This is a genomic window from Thalassotalea mangrovi (assembly GCF_005116735.1).
GTDB classification, from domain to species: Bacteria; Pseudomonadota; Gammaproteobacteria; order Enterobacterales; family Alteromonadaceae; genus Thalassotalea_A; species Thalassotalea_A mangrovi.
In genome coordinates, this window is record NZ_SWDB01000002.1 from 1 (window position 1) to 24,409 (window position 24,409).

Annotated in this window: 19 protein-coding genes; 17 read left to right on the forward strand and 2 right to left on the reverse strand. The window is 49.3% G+C overall.

From position 1 onward, the window contains the following. Together pgi and tkt are read right to left on the reverse strand one after the other, a co-directional pair. Positions 1–1,449, reverse strand: a 1,449-nt coding sequence (gene pgi / locus E8M12_RS00500; RefSeq protein ID WP_136734112.1) for a glucose-6-phosphate isomerase, incomplete at its 3' end; no start/stop codon positions are given. A 20-nt stretch (positions 1,450–1,469) separates the two neighbouring features. Further along, positions 1,470–3,479, reverse strand: a complete 2,010-nt coding sequence (tkt, locus tag E8M12_RS00505) for a transketolase (RefSeq protein WP_136734113.1) — start codon at positions 3,477–3,479, stop codon at positions 1,470–1,472. A gap of 622 nt (positions 3,480–4,101) precedes the next feature. Here tkt and E8M12_RS00510 point away from each other — a divergent pair. The 17 genes from E8M12_RS00510 (at position 4,102) to ftsZ (ending at position 24,363) form a co-directional block, all read left to right on the forward strand. Continuing rightward, entirely contained in the window at positions 4,102–5,664 is a 1,563-nt protein-coding gene (locus E8M12_RS00510) for a sugar porter family MFS transporter (RefSeq protein ID WP_136734114.1), read from the forward strand. 177 nt (positions 5,665–5,841) lie between these two features. Continuing rightward, on the forward strand, positions 5,842–7,242 hold the full coding sequence (locus E8M12_RS00515; protein WP_136734171.1) for a sugar porter family MFS transporter: 1,401 nt from the start codon (positions 5,842–5,844) through the stop codon (positions 7,240–7,242). 385 nt (positions 7,243–7,627) lie between these two features. Next, positions 7,628–8,086, forward strand: coding sequence for a division/cell wall cluster transcriptional repressor MraZ (mraZ, locus tag E8M12_RS00520; protein ID WP_136734115.1), 459 nt, complete (start codon positions 7,628–7,630; stop codon positions 8,084–8,086). A 1-nt stretch (position 8,087) separates the two neighbouring features. Continuing rightward, positions 8,088–9,029, forward strand: a complete 942-nt coding sequence (rsmH, locus tag E8M12_RS00525) for a 16S rRNA (cytosine(1402)-N(4))-methyltransferase RsmH (RefSeq protein ID WP_136734116.1) — start codon at positions 8,088–8,090, stop codon at positions 9,027–9,029. A gap of 14 nt (positions 9,030–9,043) precedes the next feature. Continuing rightward, entirely contained in the window at positions 9,044–9,358 is a 315-nt protein-coding gene (gene ftsL / locus E8M12_RS00530; RefSeq protein WP_136734117.1) for a cell division protein FtsL, read from the forward strand. Further along, positions 9,355–11,097, forward strand: coding sequence for a peptidoglycan D,D-transpeptidase FtsI family protein (locus E8M12_RS00535; RefSeq protein ID WP_136734118.1), 1,743 nt, complete (start codon positions 9,355–9,357; stop codon positions 11,095–11,097). The genes ftsL and E8M12_RS00535 overlap by 4 nt, the downstream gene beginning before the upstream one ends. Further along, a complete protein-coding gene (locus tag E8M12_RS00540; RefSeq protein WP_136734119.1) occupies positions 11,090–12,631 on the forward strand; it encodes a UDP-N-acetylmuramoyl-L-alanyl-D-glutamate--2,6-diaminopimelate ligase in 1,542 nt (513 codons plus the stop codon). Before E8M12_RS00535 ends, E8M12_RS00540 begins: the two co-directional genes overlap by 8 nt. Beyond that, complete coding sequence (locus E8M12_RS00545) at positions 12,632–14,029, forward strand: UDP-N-acetylmuramoyl-tripeptide--D-alanyl-D-alanine ligase (RefSeq protein ID WP_136734120.1); 1,398 nt, start codon at positions 12,632–12,634, stop codon at positions 14,027–14,029. Continuing rightward, on the forward strand, positions 14,023–15,105 hold the full coding sequence (gene mraY, locus E8M12_RS00550) for a phospho-N-acetylmuramoyl-pentapeptide-transferase (RefSeq protein WP_136734121.1): 1,083 nt from the start codon (positions 14,023–14,025) through the stop codon (positions 15,103–15,105). Before E8M12_RS00545 ends, mraY begins: the two co-directional genes overlap by 7 nt. A 15-nt stretch (positions 15,106–15,120) precedes the next feature. Next, complete coding sequence (gene murD / locus E8M12_RS00555; protein ID WP_136734122.1) at positions 15,121–16,467, forward strand: UDP-N-acetylmuramoyl-L-alanine--D-glutamate ligase; 1,347 nt, start codon at positions 15,121–15,123, stop codon at positions 16,465–16,467. Further along, a complete protein-coding gene (gene ftsW, locus E8M12_RS00560; protein WP_136734123.1) occupies positions 16,460–17,674 on the forward strand; it encodes a cell division protein FtsW in 1,215 nt (404 codons plus the stop codon). Before murD ends, ftsW begins: the two co-directional genes overlap by 8 nt. Continuing rightward, positions 17,667–18,746, forward strand: coding sequence for an undecaprenyldiphospho-muramoylpentapeptide beta-N-acetylglucosaminyltransferase (murG, locus tag E8M12_RS00565; protein WP_136734124.1), 1,080 nt, complete (start codon positions 17,667–17,669; stop codon positions 18,744–18,746). The genes ftsW and murG overlap by 8 nt, the downstream gene beginning before the upstream one ends. After that, the gene (gene murC, locus E8M12_RS00570; RefSeq protein WP_136734125.1) at positions 18,743–20,200 is read left to right on the forward strand and encodes a UDP-N-acetylmuramate--L-alanine ligase; all 1,458 of its coding nucleotides are present in this window, start codon (positions 18,743–18,745) and stop codon (positions 20,198–20,200) included. The genes murG and murC overlap by 4 nt, the downstream gene beginning before the upstream one ends. A 4-nt stretch (positions 20,201–20,204) precedes the next feature. Further along, positions 20,205–21,146, forward strand: a complete 942-nt coding sequence (locus tag E8M12_RS00575; protein WP_281277697.1) for a D-alanine--D-alanine ligase — start codon at positions 20,205–20,207, stop codon at positions 21,144–21,146. A 21-nt stretch (positions 21,147–21,167) separates the two neighbouring features. After that, entirely contained in the window at positions 21,168–21,932 is a 765-nt protein-coding gene (locus E8M12_RS00580) for a cell division protein FtsQ/DivIB (protein WP_169302993.1), read from the forward strand. Next, positions 21,925–23,157, forward strand: a complete 1,233-nt coding sequence (gene ftsA / locus E8M12_RS00585; protein ID WP_136734172.1) for a cell division protein FtsA — start codon at positions 21,925–21,927, stop codon at positions 23,155–23,157. Before E8M12_RS00580 ends, ftsA begins: the two co-directional genes overlap by 8 nt. A 48-nt stretch (positions 23,158–23,205) precedes the next feature. Further along, a complete protein-coding gene (ftsZ, locus tag E8M12_RS00590; RefSeq protein WP_136734128.1) occupies positions 23,206–24,363 on the forward strand; it encodes a cell division protein FtsZ in 1,158 nt (385 codons plus the stop codon). The last annotated feature ends 46 nt before the right edge of the window (positions 24,364–24,409 follow it).

The window sequence follows — 24,409 nt, forward strand, 5'->3', positions numbered from 1 at the left end:
CAACATCCCCATCGTTTTAGGGGCAAGTTTGTCCATCAATAGGGTATTGGTTGGCCGGTTACCCTCGTGCACCTTATGCGGCGCCACTTTATCAATGTAATTCTGATTATGGCCCTTAGCGGCCAGTTCAGCGCGAATTTCCTCTTCGTTAACACCGGTCATCATCGCCTCTGACTGGGCGAAGAAGTTCGCCATCAGGATATCGTGATGGCCTTCGACATTGGCGACACTTTCCACGGAACCGATAAAATCCGCTGGAACGATATTATTGCTCTGGTGTAAATACTGATAAAACGCATGTTGACCATTGATACCGATTTCGCCCCAGATAGTGGGTACGGTTGGGTAGGGAACCACTTCACCTGACATATTGACATGCTTACCATTACTTTCCATTTCCGCTTGCTGTAAATAAGCGGTTAAACGATGTAACGGCTGGTCATAAGGCAGGATAGCCTGAGACTGCGCCCCTAAAAATGTACAGTTCCAAAGACTTAATAATGCCATGATAACCGGCACATTCTGTTCCAGTGGAGCCTGTTGAAAATGTTCATCGACCAGATGTGCGCCGTCGAGCAATTCAACAAATGCGTCAAAACCTAGATAAAGTGCAATGGGTAAACCGATAGCGGACCATAGTGAGAAACGCCCACCGACCCAGTCCCACATATCGAATATATTGTCCTGGCTAATGCCAAATGCCGTGACTTTTTCGGTATTGGTCGATACGGCAACAAAGTGTTTGGCGATCGCTGCGCGATCGGCGGCGCTCGCCATTAACCAGTTGACCGCGGTGTTGGCATTGGTCATGGTTTCCGAGGTGGTAAAGGTTTTGCTCGATACTACAAATAACACGGTTTCTGGGTCGATATTGCTAAGCACATCGGCAATCTGGTTGCCGTCAACATTCGACACGTAATGAACATTCAGCGTGCCATCGCCATAGTGTTTCAAGGCTTCGGTGGTCATTTGCGGGCCAAGGTTTGAGCCGCCAACTCCGATACTGACCACGTCGGTAATGGTTTTACCGGTGTAACCTAACCAGGCGCCACTGTGCACTTTTTCACAGAAGGCGCGCATTTTTTCCAATTCTGCCCGGACCTGAGCACGAACGTCGACGCCATCAACAACTAAAGGCTGGTCACTGCGATTACGCAACGCGACGTGCAGGACTGAACGATCTTCCGTGATATTGATGCGTTCACCACGGAACATTTTTTCACGCCAGTTTTCCAGGTCGCACTCGCGCGCCAGGTTAAATAATGCCGTCATCGTCGCATCGTCAATCAGGTTCTTTGAATAATCAAAAAGCAGTGATGGTAATGACAGGGAGAATCGCTCAAAGCGGTTCTGATCGGCGGCAAACATATCTCTCATATGCACAGATTTCATTTTCTCTGCCTGTACCTGAAGCGCCTGCCAGCCAGGAAGTTGGGTTCTTAATGCCATAGAATTTATTCCTTGTTCCTTTATTGGTTGTTGGCGATCAGTTGCTTAGCTTTTGCGGTAACATTGTCCAGATTAAAACCAAAGTGATCCATTAATACCCCGCCAGGAGCAGACTCTCCGAAGGTGGTCATGCCAACCACATCACCCTGTTTGCCGACATATTTGTGCCAGAAATCCACATGCGCGGCTTCAACGGCCAGGACATTGATAACCTGGTCAGGTAAAACCTGCTGTTGGTACGCTTTGTCCTGCTGGTCGAATACGGTCGTGCTCGGCATTGAAACCAGTCGGGCATTGATGCCTTGTTGTTGCAGAGCCTTAACAGCCTGGGCGGCAAGTTCAACTTCCGAGCCAGTGGCAATGATAATAATATCCGGTGTGCCTTCGCTGTCGATCAGGATATAGCCACCTTTGCTGACGTTCGCTAGTTGCTCATCTGAACGTGCCTGGTGGGTTAAGCCCTGGCGGGAAAATACCAGCGCGGTTGGCGCTTGCTGATTTTCGATGGCTGCTTTCCAGGCGACAGCAGATTCTGCTGCATCACATGGGCGCCATGTGGTCAGGTTCGGCGTCATTCGTAAGTTTGCCAGTTGCTCAACTGGTTGGTGGGTCGGACCGTCTTCACCCTGGCCAATGGAGTCATGGGTATAGACGAATATGTTTTGAATGCCCATCAGCGCTGACATGCGTACCGCATTACGTGCGTATTCCATAAACATCAGGAATGTAGCCCCGTAATTAATGAAGCCATCATGTAATGAGATACCATTCATGATCGCACTCATGCCAAATTCACGCACCCCGTAAAACAGGTAATTACCACTGGCATCATCGGCTTTGATGGCTTTAGAGCCCGACCATAAGGTCAGGTTGGAACCGGCAAGGTCGGCGCTGCCGCCTAACAATTCGGGTAACAGTGGTGCGAACGCTTCGATGCTGTTTTGCGACGCTTTACGGCTGGCGATATTCGCCATCTGCTGCTGACATTGGGCAATAAAGGCATCTGCTTTAGCGCTGAAGTCTTTCGGTAATGCTTTGTCGATAACACGCCGGGTAAATTCCTGGGCAAGTTCGGGGTGTGCTTGTCGATAAGCGTCAAAACGCTGCTGCCAGTCTTGTTCTGCCTGAGCACCGGCATCTTTATGATCCCAGCCTTGATAGACGTCATCTGGAATGACGAACTCTGGCTCATGCCAGTTAAGGAAATCCCGGGCAGCGGCAATTTCTTCTTCACCTAATGGTGCGCCGTGACAGTCGTGAGAACCGGACTTGTTCGGTGCGCCAAAGCCGATAATGGTTTTCGCACAGATTAAGGTTGGTTTATCGGTTACCGATTGTGCTTGCTTAATTGCCGCGCTGATTTTTTCAGGATCGTGACCATCAACATCAGCGATAACATGCCAACCGTATGCCTTAAAGCGTTCCGGGGTATTGTCGGTAAACCAGCCTTCAACATGCCCGTCGATAGAAATGCCATTATCATCCCAAAACGCAATCAGTTTGCCCAGGCCAAGGGTGCCGGCTAATGAACAGGCTTCATGAGAAATGCCTTCCATCAGGCAGCCATCGCCAAGGAAGCAGTAGGTGAAGTGATCAACAATATCGTGACCTTCTTGGTTAAATTGCGCCGCCAGGGTTTTTTCTGCAATCGCCATACCTACAGCATTAGCAATTCCCGCGCCCAAAGGACCTGTAGTGGTTTCAACGCCTGGAGTGTAACCATATTCAGGATGGCCCGGGGTTTTTGAATGTAACTGACGGAAATTTTTCAGCTCTTCCATCGGTAAATCGTAACCACTCAAGTGTAACAGCGAATAAATTAGCATTGAGCCATGGCCATTGGAGAGGATAAACCGGTCGCGGTCCGGAAAGTTCGGATTCTGTGGATTGTGCTTTAAAAAGTCATTCCATAGTACTTCAGCGATATCCGCCATTCCCATTGGGGCCCCCGGGTGACCCGAGTTGGCTTGTTGTACAGCATCCATGCTCAAAGCGCGGATGGCATTGGCTAATTGTTTGCGCGAGGTCATCTGTTACTTACCTTAGTTTACGTATTGAATTGAATGTATGGATAAAAGTTATCGGATATTGAACCGAACAATGATTGCATGCTAAGCCGGCATATTAGCACGTTAACCGCTGAAGTCACTATCACCGCAGTTATAATCAAGCACTTAAGGTTATGGCCAGCCTGGCATACAAGGTTTTTCGAGTATTTGCTCCAGCTTAACCTGAACTAAGGTGTGATTGCCAATAACGGGTGATAATTTATTGAACATTAGACCAGCTAATGTCATTGCAGTAATGTGGCTTGATATTTAATTATTTAAAAGTCACGAGTTGCCGAGCTTACCTGTTAATTCTTAATGCCAGATACAGGCGGCGGAGGGTGAGGGATGAATTTGACGGATGATGACAGGATCGCACTTGGTTTAATCATATGAACAGGTTATTGTTGTGCAATCGCGGTGTAATCGGTGAATGGGTAAGCATAATCCAGTAACCTGGTGTTAATGCTTAGCCAATGATTAACTTGGCCGCCTGTTTGTGGTTAAATATTCCACGGCTACATAAAAATTTATATGCGCATTGACATGCCCGGGTGCAACTGAGTGATGAGCGCGTTAACGAGACAACAATAAGAATATAACCATGACCAAAGCATTACCCTCCAGTTTTACCATTGCTCTGATTGTCTCCCTCGGTGGCTTTGTCTTCGGCTTTGACGCGTCAGTCATATCCGGGGTAAATAGTTATGTATCCCTTGAATTTGATATTAACGAATGGCAATTGGGATTCCTGGTTGGCGTACCCACTTTGGGCGCGGCCATTGCGTCTTTGGTGGCGGGGACAGTAAGTGATCGTATTGGTCGGCGAAAAGTCCTGCTTAGTATTGCCGGTTTGTATGTGGTTTCAGCATTGCTTTCAGCGTTAGCATCCAGCTACTGGGTTTTGGTTGCGGCGCGCACGCTCGGTGGTTTCGCCTTTGCCTCACTGGTACTGGCACCGGTCTATATAGCCGAGATTTCCACAGCCAGTCACCGCGGGAAAATGATCTCGATAAATCAATTTAACATCGTCATAGGGATTTCTGCAGCTTACTTTGCCAATTACTATCTGTTGAATCTTGCTCAGCAAGGAGGCGAATGGGCCACTGCACTGGGTATCACAGATAACGTCTGGCGTTGGATGCTGGGCATCGAAGTCATTCCTGCGGCACTGTTTCTGCTACTGTTAACACGGATCCCGGAAAGCCCGAGATTTCTGGCGTTGAATAATCAGAAGGAGCAGGCCCGGCAGGTCTTAATTCAGTTACATGGTGAGCGCGCCATGCTCCATGAGATGGCTGAAATCGAGGAAAAGTCACACCACAAAAAGGCCCGGCTGCTAGATAGCTTCAAGGAGCTGTTTTCTTCTAAAATGCGCAAGGTACTAAGTATCGGCATCATCATTGCTGTGGTACAGCAAATTACCGGCGTTAATGCGATCTATTTCTATGCTCCCACCATTTTTGAACAAAGTGGTGTGGGCACCAATGCCGCTTTTGCACAGGCGATTTGGGTCGGTATTATCAACGTTTTGTTTACCGTTGTGGCGATGCTGCTCATTGATAAAGTAGGCCGTAAGCCTTTGTTGATTGTCGGCTTGACCGGCATCTTTATCAGTATGAGCCTTGTTTCCTATGGATTTAAAAATGCAACCTATCAATTAACCGCAGAGCAGGTCACGCAGTTGCCCATCGAGGCGAGCAAGTTGGATCATGTCGTTGGCGTTAACTATGCAGATGACCTTGCCTTTAAGGATGCGATAAAAGAATCTTTGTCGCCGCGAGAATTTAAAGTTAATGAAGCGAAGTTAATTCAGTCAGCGATTAATATTCAGCCCGAGCTGGTACTGTTTGGTATCCTCGGATTTGTTGCGTCATTTGCGGTTAGTTTAGGGCCGGTGATGTGGGTGTTGCTGGCGGAAATATTCCCCAATCATATGCGAGGCATTGCCATTGCCGTCACTGGCTTGATCAATTCTGCCGTAAGTTTTACCGTGCAGTTAATGTTTCCCTGGGAAATTAACTATTTAGGTACAGCAATGACCTTTTTGCTTTGTGGTATATTCGCTGTCATTGGGTTGTTCCTGGTAATGTATTTACTTCCTGAAACCAAAAGTAAATCCCTGGAACAGATAGAACTGGAATTGATACCAGGTCGAGTGGCTTAACAAGAGTCGCTGCGGTGTCAGGCGGTTTCGTTACAACATAACGAGCGTTTGAACGCTATGAAAACAGATGCTTATTTTTCAGGCTCGAAACTGTCAACTACAATAAATCGTAGCCGTTGAGTATGTAGTCGCTCGGCACCGTCAATCCAAGAGGAAGTCAATGTGAACCAACAAGCCATCGCTGAACCGGAAGAAAATATTGGCTTTATCATACTGATCAGTTGCGTTGCCACCATTGGCGGTTTTTTATTTGGTTTCGATTCCGGGGTTATCAATGGCACGGTAGACGGGCTGCAAAAGGCGTTTAACTCCGATAGTGTTGGTACTGGCTTTAATGTCGCCAGTATGTTGCTTGGTTGTGCGGTCGGCGCGTTTTTTGCCGCCAGGCTGGCGGATATTTTCGGTCGTAAAACCCTGTTAGTTGTTGCCGCAATCTGTTTTATCGTTAGTGCGTTCGGCTCCGGGATGTCAGCGAGCAGTGGCGAATTCATTTTTTATCGCATTATCGGCGGCCTGGCAGTGGGGGCAGCGAGTGTCCTGGCGCCTGCTTATATTGCCGAAGTGGCACCGGCCAGAATGCGTGGTGCACTGGCGACGATTCAGCAGATTGCCATTATCAGTGGTTTGTTTCTGGCATTCGTCAGCAATTACGTCCTGGCTAAAACGGCTGGTCAGTCTACGGCCGAGTTCTGGTTGGGTTTTCAGGCGTGGCGCTGGATGTTCTGGATGGAGTTAATTCCCGCCTCGTTATTTTTTATCCTGTTGATGTTGATACCAGAGAGTCCCCGTTACCTGATTATCAAACAGCGCTTTGCCCAGGCGGAGCAGGTACTGGTGAAACTCTACGGCGAGGTAGAAGGCAAGAGTCACCTTAATACCATTCGTGAATCGCTGGCAAGGTTTGATCACCGTCCCAGTCTTGCCGATTTACTCGATAAAGCTACCGGCAAAGTTCGCCCACTGGTCTGGATAGGTATTGGCCTGGCTGTATTCCAGCAATTTGTTGGCATTAACGTGGTGTTTTATTATGGCGCGGTGCTGTGGCAGGCCGTTGGTTTTACCGAGTCTGATGCGTTGCAGATTAATGTGATCTCAGGGGCGGTCAGTATAGCTGCCTGTATTGTCACCGTATTGCTTATTGATCGTATCGGCCGCAAGCCGATTTTGCTGATTGGTTCGACAGGCATGGCGGTGTCGCTGGCGTTAATGGTGTTTGCTTTTGCCAATGCTACCGTTGGCCAGGGGGGTAAGCTGGCATTAGGCGACTATGGCACCCTGGCATTGGTCAGCGCCAATCTCTATGTTATTTTCTTTAACTTCTCCTGGGGTCCGGTAATGTGGGTAATGCTCGGCGAGATGTTTCCCAATCAGCTGCGTGGCTCGGCGCTGGCGATTGCCGGTCTGGCGCAATGGCTGGCTAATTTTGCCATTACCATATCGTTCCCGGTGATGTTAACCGGTATCGGATTGGCGGGGGCATACGGTTTCTACACCTTAGGGGCAATCCTTTCCGCTTTCTTTGTATTCAGGTATGTGCATGAAACTAAAGGTAAAGAGCTGGAAGACATGAAGGCCTGAACACCTTGCTCATTCCGACAAGCTTGTGCTGAATTGCAGTTGTGCACGCCTGTCGCCTTATTACATCGCTGTTAAGTTGTAATTTAACGTAATCTTCAATGACTCTACGACGGCTTTTCTGATAAAATCGCTAAGGTTTTTACGCACAAGATCCTGATTTAACCTTAGTGATCTGACAAAACTCCATAATTTCAAAAACTTCTCGAAACCGCCCATTTTTACGGCATTTTTACACGGGTTTTTAATTGCCTATCAAGCTTGACAGTCCTTTACCCTTATCACTAAACTGTGCAAATGTGGGAAAAAGTGGAAAAAAGTGGATCTTTGTGTGATCTTTACTATAGTGAAATTGAATTAGCCCATATTAACGAATAAAAAAAGGCTTATGTTTAGAGGCGCAAACAAGGTTACCCTGGACAGCAAATCCCGACTCACAATACCTACCCGGTATCGTGAGGTTTTGTGTGGGGATTTTTCAGGAAAACTGGTTTGCACCGTAGACATCCAGAACCCGTGTTTACTTCTTTACCCATTAGCCGAATGGGAAGAGATCGAATTAAAGCTGTCCCGATTATCGAGCATGATCCCGCAAGAGCGTATGTTTCAACAGGTGTTACTGGGCAATGCAACCGAATGTGATATGGACAAAAATGGTCGTTTGCTGATCAGTCCGGTATTGCGCGAACACGCAAATCTTAACAAAGCCTGCATGCTGGTCGGTCAGTTCAATAAATTTGAAATCTGGGATGAGCAGCGCTGGCAGCAGCAGATGCAACAAGGGATCGCCAGCATTCAGTCGGGCGATTTTGAATTAACAGAACGGTTAGAGGATTTTTCACTGTAATATGGCTCAAGAATTTACACATATTTCGGTCCTGTTGCAGGAAGCCATTGATGGTTTGGCAATCAAACCAGACGGTACCTATATCGATTGTACGTTTGGTCGTGGCGGCCATTCTGGTCTGATTCTCAATCACCTTGGCGACAATGGACGCTTAGTGGCAATCGATCGCGATTTAACGGCGATCGAAGCGGCGCAAAAATATGCCGATGATAAACGCTTTCAGATTGTCCACAACGGCTTTGCTGAACTGGCAAGTATTGCCAATGATTTAGATCTAGTTAACCAGGTTGATGGCATCCTCCTCGACCTTGGTGTTTCCTCGCCACAACTTGATGATGCCAGCCGTGGTTTCAGCTTTATGAAAGACGGCCCATTGGATATGCGTATGGATACCAGCAAAGGTCAGACGGCTGCCGAATGGCTTGCGCATGCGGACGTCGAAGATATTACCTGGGTATTGCGTACCTTTGGCGAGGAAAAGCATGCCTGGCGTATTGCTAACGCTATTGTTGATGCCCGCGCTGAGCAGGAAATTACAACGACGTCACAACTGGCGAAAATTATTGCCACCGCAGCGCCCCAGCGCGAGATTAAGAAACATCCGGCAACCCGCAGTTTTCAGGCCATTCGCATATACATTAATAGCGAGCTTGAGCAAATTGAAACCGCCTTAGCGGCTGCACTGGATGTACTCAAAAGTGGTGGTCGGTTAGTGGTTATCAGTTTCCATTCCCTGGAAGACAGACTGGTGAAACAGTTTATGAAGAAGCATAGCCAGGGCAAGCAGGTACCACGAGGCCTGCCGATCGCAGAACAGGAACTGCAAAAAGGTAAAAAACTGAGCCTGGTTGGCCGTAAGCAGAAACCGGGCAAGAGTGAAGTAGAGGAAAATGTTCGCTCAAGAAGTTCGGTACTGCGAGTCGCGGAACGACTAGAAAAATAATCAACGGAGTTGGCATGGCAGAGCGAAAGCCAGGGCTTGGCAGACAGATATGGGAAGACATCTATGAGCACAAGTTCACCTATGGATTGATGTTTGCTTTGTTACTGTCGGCGTTTGCGGTGATTTATTTTACCCACTTAAATCGCCAGACCACGACCGAGCTTGATGAATTGCTCAGTCATAAAGACCGGCTTAATATGCAGTGGCGCAATTTGATTCTCGAACAAAGCGCGCTGGCCGAGCACAGTGAAATAGAACAAAAAGCCCAGGGCTTTTTGATGATGACCAGGCCTTTGGCAAAAGACGAAAAAATAATAAAAATACCATGACGGCAAGGAAACCGAAAAAGAACAAAGATAACTATCGGCCAACGATTATTCCCTGGCGGTTTAATCTGGTAGTCGGCGGCATTTCTTTGGTATTTTTAGGCCTGATAGCCCGCGCTGCTTACATTCAGGTGATTGAGCCAGATATGCTCAAGGCTCAGGGGGATTTGCGCTCCTTAAGAACGGCGACCAAAGATACCCATCGTGGTTCGATTACTGACCGTCATGGCGAGGAACTTGCGGTCAGTGTGCCAGTACAAACCGTCTATGCCGATCCAAAATACGTCATCGAGAAAAATGGTTTAAGCCAGACCCGTCGCCTGCAGGCGCTGGCCGATGTGCTGGGTATGGACCTTTCTACTTTAAAACAACGCATCGGCACCAACCCAAAACGCCGCTTCGTATATCTTGCCCGGCAGATTAATCCCGCTATCGCCGATTATGTTAAGGAACTGAGAATTCCGGGTATTCACCTGCGCAAAGAGTCAAAGCGATTTTATCCGGCCGGTGAAATTACCGCCCACTTGATCGGTTTTACCGACGTTGATGACATGGGCATTGAGGGGCTGGAACGAGTCTATAATGATGTGCTAACCGGTGAGTCAGGGAAAAAACAGTATCGCAAAGATGCTAAGGGTAATCCGATTGAAATCCTTGATGAGCAGGAAGCGAAACAGCCACAGGATATTGTTCTGTCCATCGACCAGCGAATTCAGGCTCTGGCTTATCGTGAGTTAATCGCCGGCATTAAATCTTTCAAAGCCAATTCAGGCTCGGTGGTTGTGGCTGATGTCCATACCGGCGAAATCCTGGCACTGGCTAACGCCCCGTCCTTTAATCCGAATAATCGCAGCGGTGTGGCACCACACCGGTTTCGTAACCGTGCCATTACCGATGTATTTGAGCCAGGGTCAACAATGAAACCGTTGACGGTATTGAGTGCACTGGAATTTGGCAGTGCCAACCAGGATACCGTTATCAAAACCGGACGAACAATGCGTATCGGTGGTCGCCGCGTTTCAGACCCCAGGGCTTATGGTGAGCAGACGTTGGCAGATATTTTAAAAAATTCTTCCAATATGGGCAGTACGCGACTTGCGTTAGACATGCCGAAGGATTACTTTATCGGCAAGTTTTTTGAAATGGGATTTTCTGAGGATACCGGTACCGGTTTAATTGGGGAAACCCCGGGCATGTTGTCGGATCGTAGTCGTTGGTCAAAGTTCGAATTAGCGACCTTGTCTTACGGATACGGGCTGGCTATCAGTCCGCTGCAATTGGCTCGCTTTTATGCGACGGTTGCCAATGGTGGCATAAAACGCCCCCTATCCGTATTAAAAGATCCGGAATTTAACCAGGGTGAGCGGGTGGTCTCACAAAAAAATGCCCGTGCGCTATTGTCGATGCTCGAGCAGGTGGTCAGTGATGGCGGTGCCTGGCGTGCAAAAGTTGAAGGTTATCGGGTAGCGGGCAAGACCGGAACAGCAATAAAAAGTGGTATCGGTGGTTATGGTAATGACTACCGGGGGCTATTCGCTGGTATCGCGCCGGTATCCGATCCGCAGGTTGTCGTGGTCGTGGTTATTGATGAACCGGCTGGCGACTTGTACCATGGCGGAGAAATCGCAGCTCCGGTTTTTTCAAAAGTAATGGCCGGAACACTGCGTTATTTAAATATCGCGCCCGATGCTGTTGAACAGCTGACGACGCAAACAGACGTTACAGGAGTGAGCAATGGGTGATGTAGCTGCTTATTCCATTACCTCGGCCTTGGGTAAGTTTGGTATCCGCCAGGATCCTAAGCTCGATCAGGGCACCAGACATATTGTTAATGATTCGAGACAAGTACAGCCAGGGGATATTTTCGCCGCGGTACGTGGCACCCTGTCGCAGGGGCATGTTTATATTGAGGCGGCGATCGCTGCCGGTGCGCAACTGATTCTCATTGATATCGATGACGAGTCCGGGCACGGCCAGCTGCGTTGGCTGCAGGGCACCTCAAGATCGGTGGCGGCGATTGAGTTTTATCAGCTTGGTCAATCTCTGGCTGAAATCGCCAGCGCTTACTATCAATATCCGGCCAACGATATGACCGTTTATGGAGTGACCGGCACCAACGGTAAGACCAGCGTTTGTCAATTAATCGCACAGATCCTGAATTACGCCGACACTCCAGCCGCCATTATCGGTACGCTGGGCGCAGGCCCATTACAGAACCTGCGGGATATTGCCAATACCACGCCTGGACCAACCCTGCTACAGTCTTTGTTAGCCGATTTTAAACAATTGGCGATTGCTAATGTTGCCATGGAAGTTTCGAGTCATGCGCTTGAGCAAAAACGCCTGCAGCCCGACTTAGTCGATGTTGCCATTTTTACCAATTTGAGCCGGGATCACCTCGACTATCACGGCACCATGCAGGCCTATGCCGATGCGAAGGGAAAATTGTTTGTCGACAATGGCAGGCAACGTTGGGTGATGAACGCCGATGATAGGCAAACCCTGGGTTACCTGGGCAATGCCAATCGTGATATCAGCACCGTGTTGGTCTCCTCGCGCCAGTCATTAGCCAGCTTGCAAGAGCAGTTTGTTAATCTTACGCACTACGTAGTGGCAAGTGATATCCATTGCCATCCCCAGGGACTGAGCTTCAGCATTGTTTCCAGTTGGGGGGAGGCGGTTATCGATACGCCGCTACTGGGACGATTTAATGTCGATAATTTACTCGCCTGTTTTGGCGCGCTATTAATTTCTGGTATCAGCCTTCAGCAATTAGTCCTTGCCAGTCAGAAGCTACGAGCCGTAGCTGGACGCATGGAAGCATTTGCAGGCGTTAATACCACCACCGCCGTGGTTGATTACGCCCATACCCCAGATGCACTGGAAAACGCGCTTCAGGCCTGTCGTTATCATAATCCCCGCCAGTTATGGGTGGTGTTTGGTTGTGGTGGTGATCGAGACAAAGGCAAGCGACCGTTGATGGCAAAAGCCGCCCAGCAATACGCGGATCACCTGATTATTACCAACGACAATCCCAGGTCGGAGTCACCACAGGCAATTGCTGATGACATTATCAGTGGCCTAGAGAAACCGGAGCAAGCCAAAGTGATTCTTGACCGTCGCCAGGCGGTGACGTTTGCCCTGTCCCAGGCGGGACCACAGGACATGGTATTGCTGGCCGGTAAAGGCCATGAAGATTATATGATTATTGGCGAACAGCGTATCGACTATGATGAGCGCGCCGTAGTGGCAGATTATTTTGCCGGGGAGTCATAAATGATTACGTTAACCTTATCCGAAATCGCCGCGCACCTGGATGCAACCTTACTTGGGGCAGATATACAGATTAATTCGGTAAGTACCGATACCAGGCAGTTAGCCGAGGGGGATTTATTTATCGCCCTCAAAGGTCCAAATTTTGATGCTCATGACTTTATCGAGCAGGCTGAGCAGGCACAATGTGCCGCGGTTATCGTTGAAAAGCAGCAACAGCTATCCATTCCTCAGCTTATTGTTGCCGATACCCACAAGGCGCTCGGCCAGCTTGGTGCCTTGGTCAAAGCCCGGGTTAATCCAAAAACGTTGGCGATAACCGGTAGTAATGGCAAAACCACCGTCAAGGAAATGTCTGCTTCGATATTATCGCAATTGGGCAAGGTGTTAGCGACAGCGGGTAATTTTAATAATGATATCGGTGCACCCTTGACCCTGTTACGCCTGAGCGAAGGTGATGAATACGCGGTTATCGAACTAGGTGCCAATCATTTAGGGGAGATTGCCTATACCACCAACCTCGCAAAACCGGATGTGGCGATGATCAATAATATTGCCGCTGCGCATCTGGAGGGGTTTGGCGATCTTAATGGCGTCGCCCGGGCGAAAGGGGAAATCTTTGATGGCCTCGGTGAAATCGGTGTCGGCGTGTATAACTTTGATACGCCATATGCGGATAAGTGGTTGTGGCGGTTACAGGATAAAACCGTAAAAACCTTCTCTGGTAGCGAAAATCAGCAGCAGGCGGATTATTTTGCCAGTGACATCCAGGTCGACCCGCTCGGATGTGCATCATTCATCCTCAATGGTGATAACCAGTCGATCGCCATTCGTTTGCCGCTACCAGGACTGCATAATGTCAGTAATGCGGTCGCCGCGGCGACGGTGTGTATCGCGATGGGCGCAAACTTTGAACAGGTCAAACAGGGACTGGAAGGCATGCAACCGGTGAAAGGTCGATTAAACCTGCAACAGCTGCCGGGGCAATTAACCCTGATTGATGATACGTATAATGCCAATGTTGAATCGGCACGAGCAGCGGTGGAACTATTAACCGGTTACCAGGGTCGTACCATATTGATACTTGGTGATATGGCCGAACTTGGTGAAGATGCCCGTATTTATCACCAGGAAATTGGCGAGTACGCCAGACAAAAAGGCATTGATAACCTCCTTACCCTTGGGGTTTTGAGTCAGTCAACATCGGATGTCTATGAGCAACGAGGCCGTCATTTTTCATCCCGTGAATTATTGCTCGATTATGTCAAGCAATTGCTCGACGAGAAAACACAGCCAACCACAATTTTAGTCAAAGGTTCGCGCAGTGCGCGAATGGAATTAGTCGTTGCTGATATCGCCAACTGGCGTCGCAGTTCAGCAACAGGGGGAGCATCATGCTAGTTTGGTTGGGTGAATATCTTACCCAGTATTTTAGCGTTTTTAACGTATTTTCATATTTAACATTCCGCGCCATCGTCAGTACATTGACGGCGCTGGGATTGTCTTTGTATTTTGGGCCCAAGCTGATCCGCGCCTTGCAACGCATGCAGATAGGGCAGACGGTTCGGGACGATGGCCCGCAAAGCCACTTATCAAAATCCGGAACCCCAACCATGGGTGGTATCCTGATCCTGGGGGCGATTGTCACCAGTATTCTATTGTGGACAGATCTTAGCAATCGTTACGTGCAGATCCTGTTGTTTGTCATCATCAGCTTCGGCTTGATCGGTTTTGTTGATGATTATCGCAAGGTAATTCGTAAAGATCCGAATGGTCTGATCGCCCGTTGGAAATATTTCTGGCAAACGGTGGTTGGACTACTTACCGCTTTCTTTATATACGCGACGGCAGCTTCGCCGACCGAGACATCGTTACTGATCCCATTTGTTAAAGATGTAATGCCGCAATTGGGAATGTTTTATATTGTCTTTGCCTATCTGGTGATTGTCGGTACCTCGAATGCGGTAAACCTGACCGATGGCCTCGATGGCCTGGCGATCGTGCCAACCATATTGGTGGCTGCCGCGTTTGCGGTATTCGCCTACGTTACCGGTAACCTGAATTTTTCTGAATATCTCCACCTGCCACATTTACGTGAAGCCAGTGAGTTGGTGATCGTCTGTACAGCAATTGTTGGCGCCGGACTGGGTTTTCTGTGGTTTAACACTTACCCGGCACAGGTATTTATGGGAGATGTGGGATCGCTGGCACTCGGCGCGGCTCTGGGAGTGATCGCCGTGCTGGTAAAACAGGAAATTGTCTTATTCATCATGGGCGGAGTATTCGTCGTCGAAACTCTGTCGGTGATTTTACAGGTTGGTTCATACAAGCTGCGCGGTCAGCGTATCTTTCGTATGGCACCCATTCATCATCATTACGAATTAAAGGGCTGGCCTGAGCCGCGCGTTATCGTGCGTTTCTGGATCATTTCTATCGTCCTGGTGCTGATTGGCTTGGCGACACTGAAGCTGAGATAATTGCAGGCATAATTGATGACTCTGACGGCATTAGACTTTTTAAACAACAAGCAGGTCACCATCCTTGGGCTGGGGGCTACCGGTTTGTCCTGTGCCCGGTTTTTAAACCGTCATCAGATAACGTTTACCATACTCGATTCACGCCCCTGTGTTGCCGCCTCGGCACAAGCGTTGGCGTTGCCCTATTGTCAGGGAGTGGTGCTGGGTGGCTGGGATCAGGCGCGCCTGGCAATTAGCGATGTGGTGATCGCCAGCCCTGGTGTTGATATTCAGCAACCTCTGATCAGCGAGTCAATGAGCGAGCATTGCCAACTCATTGGTGATGTGGAACTGTTTGTCCGGGTAAACCAAAAACCCATCGTTGCTATTACCGGCTCGAATGGCAAGTCCACGGTGGTGAGTTTATTGGCGCATCTGGCAAGCTCTTGTGGCATCAACGCAATACTGGCTGGCAATATTGGCTTGCCGGTACTCGATATCATCGACCACGAAGCCGACGTAGTCATTCTTGAACTGTCCAGCTTTCAACTGGAAACGCTGTCAACCATGCAGGCTGAAGTAGGCGGCATTCTTAATATTAGTGATGACCACCTGGACCGCCACAAAACATTAGAAAACTACCAGCAGATCAAGCAACGCATTTACCCGATGAGTGAACGTTGGGTGTTTAACCGCGATGACGATTTGACTTGGCCTGGTGATAATCAGGGGCAGGCAATAAGCTTTGGCCTTAATTCACCCAAAGCCAATCAATTTGGCTTGCAGGTTGATGACAAGGTGTTTCTCGCTTTTGACGGTGAGTGTTTGCTAGCCGTCGATGATTTGCCATTGCAGGGTGCGCATAACTGGGCCAATTGTCTGGCCGCTTTGGCTTTTGGTAAATTGCTTGGTTGGCCGATGACGGCGATGCTAACCGGTTTACAGACTTTTAAAGGCCTTGACCATCGCTGTCAGCTGATTCCATCCGCAGACGGCGTGCGTTGGATTAATGACTCAAAAGCAACCAATGTCGGCGCGACGTTAGCGGCGATAGAAGGGCTTGCCGATAGGGCGGAGCGGTTAATCCTGATTGCCGGAGGGGATGGCAAAGGCGCCGACTTCACACCTCTGCAACCGATATTGGCAGAAAAAGTAAAAACCTTAATTACCCTGGGTAAAGATAAGAACTCCCTGGCGGCCCTGAAGCCGGGTACCCTCGTTGTGGACTCGATGGCACAAGCCGTCGCCCGGGCAAAGGCCATTGCCCGTCCTGGCGATATGGTGCTGTTATCTCCTGCCTGTGCCAGCATAGATATGTACCCCAACTATATGGCCAGAGGCGAAGAATTTGCCACGCTGGTTAAGGAGGCAAGCTATGTCTAAGCTAAGTTCGTCCTTACCGTTACCGGTTGCTTCCTGGGGGCAATGGCTGAGTGTGCGAGGTGTTAGCAGTAAACCAACCAGCTTTGACCGAGGCCTGCTGTTGTTAGCATTATGCCTGTATTTAATCGGCATGATCATGGTTGCCAGCTCATCGATGCCGGTAGCTGAACGTCTTTATGATAATCCTTTTCACTTTGTCTTACGTCATGGCTTTTATATCCTGGTTAGTTTGTGCCTGGCTGCTGTCGCCCTGAACGTTGAGATGAAACAATGGCACCAGGCAAGTGGCTATCTGCTATTGCTGGCCATCGCATTATTGGTGGCGGTGTTAATTATTGGTCGCAGTGTTAATGGCTCGACCCGCTGGATTGCCCTGGGCCCTTTCAATATCCAGGCGGCAGAACCGGCAAAATTGTTTTTCTTTTGTTATTTATCGGCCTATCTGGTGCGCAAAAAAGATGAGATCAAAGAGCAGATCAAAGGGTTCTTTAAGCCGTTACTGGTGCTTGGTCTGCTTGGTTTCCTGTTGTTAATGCAGCCGGACTTAGGCACCGCGGTTGTTATGTTTATTACCACCATCGGCCTGTTGTTCCTTGCGGGTGCTAAGCTCTGGCAGTTTCTGGCAGTAATGGTCGCAGGCTTTGCCGGGATTGCCGCCCTGGTTGTGGTGTCCCCATATCGATGGCGACGAATTACTGCATTTATGGAACCCTGGGAGCGGCCATTTGATGAAGGGTATCAATTAACTCAGTCGTTAATGGCCTATGGCCGCGGCGAGACCTTTGGCCAGGGGCTGGGTAACAGCATTCAGAAACTGGAATACCTACCGGAAGCGCACACCGATTTCGTGATGGCGGTCATTGGCGAAGAGTTTGGCTTTATCGGTATCCTGGCAATCTTATTAATTTGCCTGACTCTGGTTATTAAAGCCTTATTGCTCGGCAATCGGGCGCTAATGAACGAACGATATTTTGAAGGCTATTTTGCCTATGCCATCGGTATTTGGATGAGTTTTCAAATCGCCGTAAATGTCGGCGCCAGCTCCGGAGTGTTCCCAACTAAAGGTTTGACGATGCCGTTAATCAGTTATGGTGGCAGCTCGATGCTGGTAATGACGCTGGCAATTGTGGTGTTAATGCGGATAGATTTTGAGTTACGAATGCTGGCAACAGAAACGAGTAATAAAAAAGGGGGCAACGATGACTAAGTCCCCAACGATATTAATTATGGCTGGCGGTACCGGTGGCCATATTTTTCCGGGCCTGGCAGTAGCCGATTATCTTAAGGCGCAGGGCTGGCAAGTGCATTGGTTGGGGACACCAACCCGTATGGAAGCCAATGTCGTTCCTAAATATGGTTATGATATATCCTTCATTAATATAGAAGGCGTGCGTGGCAAAGGCGTTGCTTCATTACTGCATGCGCCATTAAAAATTATTAAGTCAGTACAACAGTCGCTTGCGGTTATCGATCAGGTAAAACCAGATGTGGTACTGGGTATGGGCGGTTATGCATCCGGGCCAGGCGGGGTTGCTGCGCGAATTCGGAGCATTCCACTGGTGCTGCATGAACAAAATGCGGCTGCCGGGCTAACCAATCGTCTGCTGGCGAAAATCGCAACCAAAGTGTTGGCCGCTTTCCCTGGTGCATTTGCCTCAAAAATGACGGTGGAAGTTGTCGGTAATCCGGTACGAGCGGATATTCTGGCGCTAAATCAAACACCATCGCAGTCTCCACAACGGCGAGTGTTGGTGGTGGGAGGTAGTCTTGGTGCCCAGGCCCTGAACGAGACCGTGCCGGCGGCGATAGCTCAACTTAACAGTCAACCGCTTCAAATATGGCATCAAACCGGTGCCGGTAAACAAGATGCTGTGTTAGCCGCTTATAACAAGTTAGCCATTGATCCACAGACAGTTCAGGTTAGCGAGTTCATTGATGATATGGCAGAGGCATATCGCTGGGCTGATGTGGTAATCTGTCGCTCAGGGGCATTAACCGTGTCCGAACTGGCTCTGGCAGGTAAACCCGCTATTTTTGTTCCGCTTCCCCATGCGGTCGATGATCACCAGACTAAGAACGCTATGTTTTTAGTCGCTGCAGGGGCAGCAAAACTGTTGCCGCAATCGCAATTGACGCCGACTAATATGGCGCAGCAGTTACTTGGTATGTTCAGCTCGGAACATAACCTCAGTAATATGAGTAAAGCCAGTCGTGCAGCGGCCAGACCCAATGCAACCGAACAGGTAAGTAAAATTTGTCAATCTTTGGTACACGTATGAAACAATTAACAGCCCACATTCCTGAAATGCGCCGCGTAAAAGTGATTCACTTTGTTGGTATAGGTGGCGCCGGTATGGGAGGTATCGCCGAGGTCCTACTCAATGAAGGATATCAGGTAACGGGCTCGGACATCGGTGTCAATGCGGTTGTTAACCGCCTGACTTCACTCGGTGCCCATATCTCCATTGGCCATGATGCGGCGAATATCGAAGGGGCGAGTGTTATCGTCGTTTCGACCGCAATCGATGCTGAAAATGTCGAATTACTGGCAGCGAAAAAACAACGTATTCCGGTAGTACGCCGTGCGGAAATGCTGGCCGAGCTGATGCGTTTCCGCCATGGTATTGCCGTAGCCGGTACCCATGGTAAAACCACTACCACCAGCTTGATTGCCAGCATTCTCGCTCAGGGTGAACTCGATCCTACCTTCGTGATTGGCGGCCTGCTTAACAGTGCCGGCACCAACGCTCGTCTTGGCAGCAGTCGTTACCTGGTGGCTGAGGCCGATGAGAGTGACGCGTCATTTTTACACCTGCAACCTATGGTGTCGGTGGTGACCAATATTGATGCCGATCACATGGAAACCTATGAAGGCGACTTTGAGAAACTCAAAGATACCTATATCGAGTTTTTACATAACCTGCCGTTTTACGGTCTGGCGGTGGTCTGCATTGACAACCCAGTGGTCAGGGAATTGTTACCGCGTATTGCCCGCCAGACAACCACTTATGGTTTTTCCTCGGATGCGGATGTGCGCGCCAGTAATTATCAACAACGCTCGCAAACCTCGAGTTTCACCGTGCACCGCCAGGATCGCACCGATTTGCAGATCACCTTGAACCTGCCGGGACGTCATAACGTTCTCAATGCCCTGGCCGCCATAGCCGTTGCCACCGATGAAGGCGTTGACGATGAAGCCATTGTTGCTTCATTAAAGCAATTTGAGGGAATTGGCCGTCGCTTTGAATTTCTCAGCACCCTGACTACGACGCAGGGGGAAATGCAATTGGTGGATGATTATGGTCATCATCCGAGTGAGGTCGATGCCACCATTAAAGCAATGCGCAATGGTTGGCCTGGAAAGCGCCTGGTGATGATGTTCCAGCCGCACCGCTACAGTCGTACCCGCGATCTCTATGAGGATTTCGTTGAGGTACTGTCACAGGTTGATGCCCTGATCCTGTTAGATGTTTATGCCGCAGGTGAAGAGCCCGTGGTCAATGCCGACTCAAAATCTCTGACGCGCAGCATTCGCTCGCGTGGCGCCTTAGAGCCTATCTATGTGAGTTCGGCAGAGCAGGTACCGGATATTCTCGCCTCGATTTTGCAGGACGGTGATATGGTAATTACCCAGGGAGCTGGCAATATCGGTACTATTGCCCGCAGCCTGATGGACGCGAAAGTGTTGAATCAGCGCCAGGATACGGCCAAAACCGGAGGCGATGATGAATAACGATTTGTCTCTAATTACAACTGAGCAATTGCATCAGGAAAAAATAGCGGTGTTATTTGGTGGTGATAGTGCTGAGCGGGAAGTCTCTTTGAAATCCGGCGAGGCGGTTGTGGCCGGCTTACAGCAACAGGGCTACCAGGTACTGGGAATTGATACTCAAGGCTTTGCCCTGGCAGATTTGCACGCCCTGAAAATTGATCGGGTGTTTATTGCCTTGCACGGCCGCGGTGGTGAAGATGGCTGTTTACAGGGCGCATTGGAATATATGCAGATCCCGTATACCGGCTCTGGCGTCCTTGGTTCCGCTTTGTCGATGGACAAGGTGCGCAGTAAGCAATTGTTTGCGGCTGCCGGCGTTGCAACCGCTAGTTTTCAGGTACTCAACCGGGAAGATTATCAAGGGGCCGACTTTACCGCAATGTTAGCGGAGCTTGGTGGTAAGGTTATGGTAAAACCGGCTAAAGAGGGCTCGAGCATCGGCATGAGTATTGCCAATGATGCCGGCCAACTTATGGCGGCAGTGGAGTTGGCATTGCAATATGATCAGCAGGTGTTAATTGAAGCCTGGCTCAGTGGTGCTGAGTACACGGTGGCAATTCTTGGTGAGCAGGCATTACCGGCAATTCGCATGGAAACGCCAAATGAGTTTTACGATTATCAGGCCAAGTACCAGAGTCAGTCGACGGTTTATCACTGCCCATGTGGACTGCCAGAGGAGCAGGAACAGAGCTTACAGGCTATCGCATTGCAGGCATTCAGGACTACTGGAGCTAAAGGCTGGGGCCGGGTTGATGTGATGCAGGATGGCTCAGGTAACTGGCAGGTGTTAGAAGTTAATACCGTTCCAGGTATGACCGAAACATCGCTGGTACCAAAAGCTGCCAGGCAGGCAGGTCTGGAGTTTGCAGAATTAACCGAACGGATTTTACAGCTGAGCACAAGGTAAGCTGAACGTATGAGCCAGAGCATGATAACAACAAATAACTCAGTAAAAGCGAACCTGTCGTTCTGGTTCGGACTGTTGTTTTTTGTGCTTATTTGCCTGGCACTGGTGCTCGGCTTAATGCGCATTATGAATGGCATGCTGCAGGAAAATGTAGCGCCAGTGTCATCTCTGGTGATTAAAGGAGATACTCCTTACACCCGGCGTGATGAAATAGTCGCTGCAGTAAGTCGTGCGAAACTGGATAATTTTTTTCAGCTTGATGTAAACGATGTCCAGCAAAAGGTACAGGCTCTGCCCTGGGTATATTCGGTAACCGTGCGCAAGCAATGGCCAAGCGAATTGCGGTTATACATTGAAGATCAGGTGCCGGTTGCACAATGGAATGATGACTTTTTTATCAATGAGCATGGCACCATATTTCAGGCACCACAGGATCGGATTAATGGCTATTTGCCTAAATTGTTTGGTCCTGAGGGAAGTGAGAAAATGGCGTTGGAAAATTATCGGAATCTGAACCAGTTACTGGCATTTATCGATACCGATATTAATGAACTGGTGTTGACCGAACGCTATGCCTGGCAGTTAACCCTGTCAGATGGCATTTTTCTCAACCTTGGTCGCGAAGACCGGGTGAAGCGATTGCAGCGCTACATGGACGCCTATCCGCAAATTAAGGCACAACAAACAGAACAGCAACGGGTCGATTATGTTGACCTGAGATACGATACGGGATTAGCCGTTGGTTTTAAAGAAAAACAACAAGATGAGCAGAATGGTAATGCCTAAAGCAATGGAAAGAAATTTAGTGGTGGGATTAGATATCGGCACCTCTAAGATTGTTGCCGTCGTCGGCGAAGTGTCACCTGACAATACCCTGAGTATTGTTGGCGTTGGTCATCATGCAGCACGCGGCATGGACAAGGGTGGAGTCAATGACCTGCATCTGGTAATGCAGTCAATCCAACGAGCGGTTAACGAAGCAGAGTTAATGTCGGATTGTCGTATTGGCAACGTTTATCTCGGCATTTCCGGAAAACACATAACCTGCCAGAATGAAAATGGCATGGTGCCGATCAACGACAGCGAAGTTACACAGGAAGATGTCGACAACGTCATCCATACCGCCCGCTCGGTGCCGTTATCGGCGGAAAGGCGCATGCTGCATGTTCTGCCACAGGAATATAGTGTCGATTGCCAGGAGGGTATTAAAAGCCCGATTGGTATGTCCGGTGTGCGCATGGAAGCCAAGGTTCACATCGTAACCTGTGCCAACGATATGGCCCGCAACATTGTTAAGTGTGTCGAACGCTGCGATTTACATGCAGACCAATTGATTTTTTCTGCACTCGCCTCCAGCTACGCCGTCCTTACCGAAGATGAAAAAGAACTCGGCGTTTGTGTCGTTGATATGGGCGCTGGTACCATGGATATCTCCGTGTTTACCGGTGGAGCATTGCGCCATAGTGCAGTGATCGCTGTCGGCGGTAACCAGGTTAGTAGCGATATTGCGAAAATATTTCGCACGCCATTGAGTCATGCTGAAGAAATCAAGGTACAATATGCCTGCGCGCTCAGACAGATGGTATCGATGGAAGAAAATATTGAGGTACCGAGTGTCGGTGGTCGTCCGGCTCGCAGTATGTCACGACATACGCTGGCGGAAGTGGTCGAACCCCGGTATCATGAACTGTTTGAGCTGATTCAGGAAGAGTTGCGGGCAACGGGTCTTGAAGACCAGATCGCTGCGGGCATTGTCCTGACCGGTGGCACCGCAAAAATGGAAGGTGTGGTCGAGTTTGCCGAAGAAATTTTTCAAATGCCGGTGAGAATCGGTACACCGTTGAATATTAAGGGCTTGACAGACTATGTTAATGACCCAAGTTATAGTACAGTAGTCGGTTTGCTGCAGTATGGTATTCAACACAGCATTCAGAGTAAACCTGAAAGTGGCAGTAACCAGGGAATGGCCGATTTGTGGGCTAAATTTCGTTCCCTGATAAAGGAATTTTAGAATACGGTTTTTGGTGGAACAAAAAGAGTAACAAAGACGGAGAAAACTATGTTTGAATTAATGGACGACCACAATGAGGAAGCGGTCATTAAAGTTATCGGCGTCGGTGGTGGCGGTGGTAACGCAGTTGAGCATATGGTAAATCAGACCATTGAAGGGGTCGAATTTATCACAGCCAATACCGATTCCCAGGCGCTGCGCAATTCCAGCGCCAATATTACCCTGCAGCTGGGCGCTGACGTTACTAAAGGGCTTGGCGCTGGCGCCAACCCGGAAATTGGACGTCGTGCAGCAGAAGAAGATCGCGAAACCATTCGCCAGACCCTGCAGGGCTCTGACATGGTATTTATCGCTGCCGGCATGGGTGGTGGTACCGGTACGGGGGCGGCACCTGTCGTCGCCGAAGTGGCCAAGGAAATGGGTATATTAACCGTTGCCGTGGTGACTAAACCGTTCCCGTTTGAAGGGAAAAAACGGATGAACTATGCCGAGCAGGGGATTGAGTTTCTTGCTGGTAATGTTGATTCGCTTATTACCATACCTAATGAAAAGCTGCTTAAAGTATTGGGGCCTGGCACTAGTTTGCTCGATGCCTTCAAAGCAGCCAATAACGTTTTGCTGGGTGCCGTGCAAGGTATTGCCGAGTTAATTACCCGTCCGGGTCTGATTAATGTCGACTTTGCTGACGTCCGTACGGTGATGTCGGAAATGGGAACGGCAATGATGGGTTCCGGTATTGCATCTGGTGAGGATCGCGCCGAAGAAGCTGCCGAAGCAGCAATATCCAGTCCATTGCTGGAAGACGTTGATCTAGCCGGGGCGCGCGGTATTTTGGTCAATATTACCGCGGGCATGGATATCAGTATCGACGAATTCGAAACAGTCGGTAATGCGGTTAAGGCATTTGCCTCGGAAAATGCAACCGTGGTGGTTGGTGCCGTTATTGATCCGGATATGTCCGATGAATTGCGGGTAACCGTTGTTGCGACTGGCATTGGTATCGCACAAAAACCAGAAATCACCATAGTGCCAAATAAGCCGGCACAGTCAGAGTCTATGGTTGTTAACGGCGGATTTGCACAAAATGCGGAACCAGAACCGGTGAGTAACCCGTATGCGGAAGAAAGAGCAGCGCCACAGCCTGCAAGCGCAGCGGATCCCGATTACCTGGATATCCCGGCATTTTTGAGAAAGCAGGCAGATTAACCGTCTGCCCGTTTTTTGGTATTGTTTAACCTGTTGAAATTGCTAA